At 76.0% G+C, this 3109-nt stretch carries 5 protein-coding genes; 4 read left to right on the top strand and 1 reads right to left on the bottom strand.

The features are described 5' to 3' along the window. From AAHZ94_RS31645 to AAHZ94_RS31635, 3 genes are all read left to right on the top strand, one after another. Positions 1-593 (top strand): tetratricopeptide repeat protein (locus AAHZ94_RS31645; RefSeq protein WP_349997152.1); only part of this gene is annotated, 593 nt, incomplete at its 5' end. A gap of 256 nt (positions 594-849) precedes the next feature. Then, a complete protein-coding gene (gene aroQ, locus AAHZ94_RS31640; RefSeq protein WP_349997151.1) occupies positions 850-1497 on the top strand; it encodes a gamma subclass chorismate mutase AroQ in 648 nt (215 codons plus the stop codon). A 132-nt stretch (positions 1498-1629) separates the two neighbouring features. Then, positions 1630-1869, top strand: coding sequence for a DUF397 domain-containing protein (locus tag AAHZ94_RS31635; RefSeq protein WP_349997150.1), 240 nt, complete (start codon positions 1630-1632; stop codon positions 1867-1869). On the opposite strand, the gene AAHZ94_RS31630 is transcribed toward AAHZ94_RS31635, so the two are convergent. Beyond that, complete coding sequence (locus AAHZ94_RS31630; RefSeq protein ID WP_349997149.1) at positions 1862-2113, bottom strand: hypothetical protein; 252 nt, start codon at positions 2111-2113, stop codon at positions 1862-1864. The genes AAHZ94_RS31635 and AAHZ94_RS31630 overlap by 8 nt on opposite strands. 335 nt (positions 2114-2448) lie before the next feature. On the opposite strand from AAHZ94_RS31630, the gene AAHZ94_RS31625 reads away from it, so the two are divergent. Beyond that, on the top strand, positions 2449-2946 hold the full coding sequence (locus AAHZ94_RS31625) for a hypothetical protein (RefSeq protein ID WP_349997148.1): 498 nt from the start codon (positions 2449-2451) through the stop codon (positions 2944-2946). Positions 2947-3109 lie beyond the last annotated feature (163 nt).

Raw genomic sequence — 3109 nt, 5'->3', positions numbered from 1 at the left:
CCCCCCACCGCGCCCTCACCACGGAGGCCCCGGCCCCGTCCGGCGTGGTCCCCCCTGCGGGGGGCGGGGCGCTGGGCGCCGACCACCCGGACACCCTCGCCGCCCGCTACGAGGTGGGCATCAGCCTCGGCCGCCTCGGCCGGAGCGAGGAAGCGCTCGGGCTCTACCGGGAGCTGGCGGCCGACCGGGCCCGGGTGCACGGCGCGGCCGACCCGGAGACCCTGCGCGCCCGCCACGGCCTGGGCGTCAACCTCGGCCGGCTCGGCCGCTGGGAAGAGGCACTGGCCGAGGCCCGCGACGTGGCGGCCGTCCGGGAACGGGTGCTCGGCCAGGACCACCCCGACACCCTCGTCAGCCGCCGCGAGGTGGCCGTCTGCCTGGGCTGGCTCGACCGCTGGCAAGCCGCGCTGACGGTCTACCAACAGGTGGCCGCCCTGCGGGCCTGCGTACTCGGCGACGACCACCCCGACACCCTCGCCAGCCGCAACGACGAGGCCCAGTGCCTGGAACGCCTCGGCCGCCACGACGAGGCGGTGGCCGTCTACCGCCAGGCCGCCGCCCTGCACCGGGTGAACGCTCCGCGCGAGAACTGATACGGGACGAGAGACGGGGCGGCTTGACGCGGGAGTCCGGCCCGCTTCCCGCGCCATCCCAAGCTTGTGACCGTGACCGGCCGAACTCCCTTGATGAGTAAGGCAATTGGCTCATCAGTCAGAACGGATCGGGACCGGGCGGAGGCGGAGTCGGAACCCAACATCGAAACTGACGCAGCGTCACCCACCGTATGCTCGCCCCCGACAACCGAGCAGTGGGTGGGGCGTCGGCCCGTGCCCCGTGTGAGAGGTTCCCGTGCACCCATCGCGCCCCGTCCGTGCCCTGCTCGTCGGCGTCTGCGCCGCGTTCGCACTCGGTGCCACGCCCGCCGTGGCCGCGCCGGCGGACGCTCCGCACCGGCCCGGCGCCGCGTCCCCGCAGCCGCCCACCGCCGGCGTACGGGACCAGCCCCCGCTGGCCGACCTGGCCGATCTCGCTGCCCGACGGCTGCTGACCGCCGATCTGGTGGCCGCCGCGAAGTGGGGTACCGACAGTCCGATCGACGACCCCGCGCGGGAGCGCGAGGTGCTGGACGCCGTGGCCCGGGAGGCCGCCGCGGTGGGCGGCGACCCGCAGGTCACCCGGGCCGTGTTCCGGGACCAGATCGAGGCGAACAAGCTCGTCCAGCGCACGCTCCACCGCAGGTGGCGGGCCGCGCCCTGGCTGGCCCCGGCCGACCGCCCGGACCTGACCGAGGTCCGCGCGGAGATCAACCGCGTCAACAGCGGTCTGGTACGCGCCGTCGCCGACGCGGAGCCCCTCCGCAACACCGCACTGTGCCCCGTGACCCTGCTCGCCGCCGCCCGCGCGCACCACACGCACGACCTGGACGGGCTGCACGCGGTGGCCCTCGTCCGCGGCCTGCGCTCGGTCTGCGCGCCGGTGGCGGCGCCGGGCAGGTGACCCCAGCGCCCGGTCCCCGGGAGTGCGTGGCTACTCCGTCCGCCCTGTCGCGGCATCTTCCGCAGCGGCCTGTTGGGGTCCCGGGCCGATGGATAGTCTGACTCCGGACGACGAACCGGGAGGAGCACGCACGTGGCCGACAGCACCACCGAACAGGCACTGGCGGGCGGCAAGAAGCCGCAACTCGACCTGAGCGACGCGCATTGGCAGTCGAGCAGCCAGGGGACGGGTGACGTCCAGATCGCCTTCGTGGAGGGGTACATCGCGATGCGCGACGGCCGCCACCCGGAAGGGCCCGCGCTGATCTTCACGCCGGCCGAGTGGCGCGCGTTCGTACTCGGTGCCCGGGACGGCGAGTTCGACCTCACCTGACCGCACCGTTGCACCGCCGGCCCACCGGCGACCGGCCGCCCCGGACCCACCTGGCCGGCCCAGGGCGCCCCGGCCACCCCCCCCCCCCCCCCCCCCCCCCGCGGCCCGGGCGGCCCCCCCCCGGCGCCCCCCCCCCCCCCCCCGGCCCCCCCCCCCCCCCCCCCCCCCGGCCCGCCCGGGCCCCCCCCCCCCCCCCCCCCCCCCCCCCCCCCCCCCGGGCGGGGGGGGCTCCCGCACCCGGCACCGCGCGGCTTCCAGCACCGCGTGTCCGCTGCGGAACAGTGCGAGCCGCTTGGCCCGTACCGAGCCCCGAACCCGTATCCCCGCGCGCGGGGGCGCCGCCCCGGCTGTCCGTACGGGATCGCCCCCGATGATCGACCGCGCGGTCGTTGCCCGTGATCGCCACGATCGACAGGGCTTCGTGTCACCCCCGCCACGACCCGGCAAGGTGACGCCGAGGTGTCCGTGAAGTGATCGACATGCCTGCTCCAGGGGTGGGTCCGACGGACGTGGCCGCAGGGTGGGACGAGTGGCCACCGCGCGCCGCGCAGCGCGTGCCCGGGCACGTACCATGTCCGCATGTCGTTTCTCCGCCGCCGCAGCGCCGCCACGCCGACAGGTCCGGACTTCGATGTCCTCGCCATGGACCCGGGGGACTGGCCCGGTGACCTGGGGGCCGGTCTGCTGCCGGCACCGGACGGTAGCTGCCAGGGTGTGTTCCTGCGGTACGACCTGTTCGGGGGGCGCGGGCCGGCGATGATCATCGGCAACCTGCCTGCCGGTTCGCCCGTGCGCGAGGTGGGCGACGGCGTTCCCTTCGAGGTCACGCAGCTCCTCGAAGCGCTGGGCAACGACGAGCCGGTCACGGTCCTGGAGTCCGAGGACAGCCCGGTGATGCACGAGGACAACCTGCTCATCGTGCGGCGCATCAAGCTCTCCGAGGGCCGGATCTCCTGTGTGCAGTTCGACCGCAGCGACGGCGTGCTGGTCACCATCGCAAGCTGGGACCGCCCCATCACGGATGACCTCTACCGCCTTCTGAAGCCCCTCCCGGCCGAGCTCTTCCAGCAGGGCTGAGCCGCCGAGCCGCAGCCACCGACCGGCTGGGTCGCCGAGCCACCGGGACGGCCCACCGACACCCGGTGCCAGGCCCAGGAACACCCGCAGTGGGGGGGGGGGGGGGGCGCCCCCCCCCCCGCCCCCCCGCCCCGCCCCCCCCGGGGCGCGCGCGGGGGGCGCC

The organism is Streptomyces sp. HSW2009 (assembly GCF_040240285.1).
Classification (GTDB): Bacteria; Actinomycetota; Actinomycetes; order Streptomycetales; family Streptomycetaceae; genus Streptomyces.
This window is presented reverse-complemented; position numbering and strand designations above follow the sequence as displayed.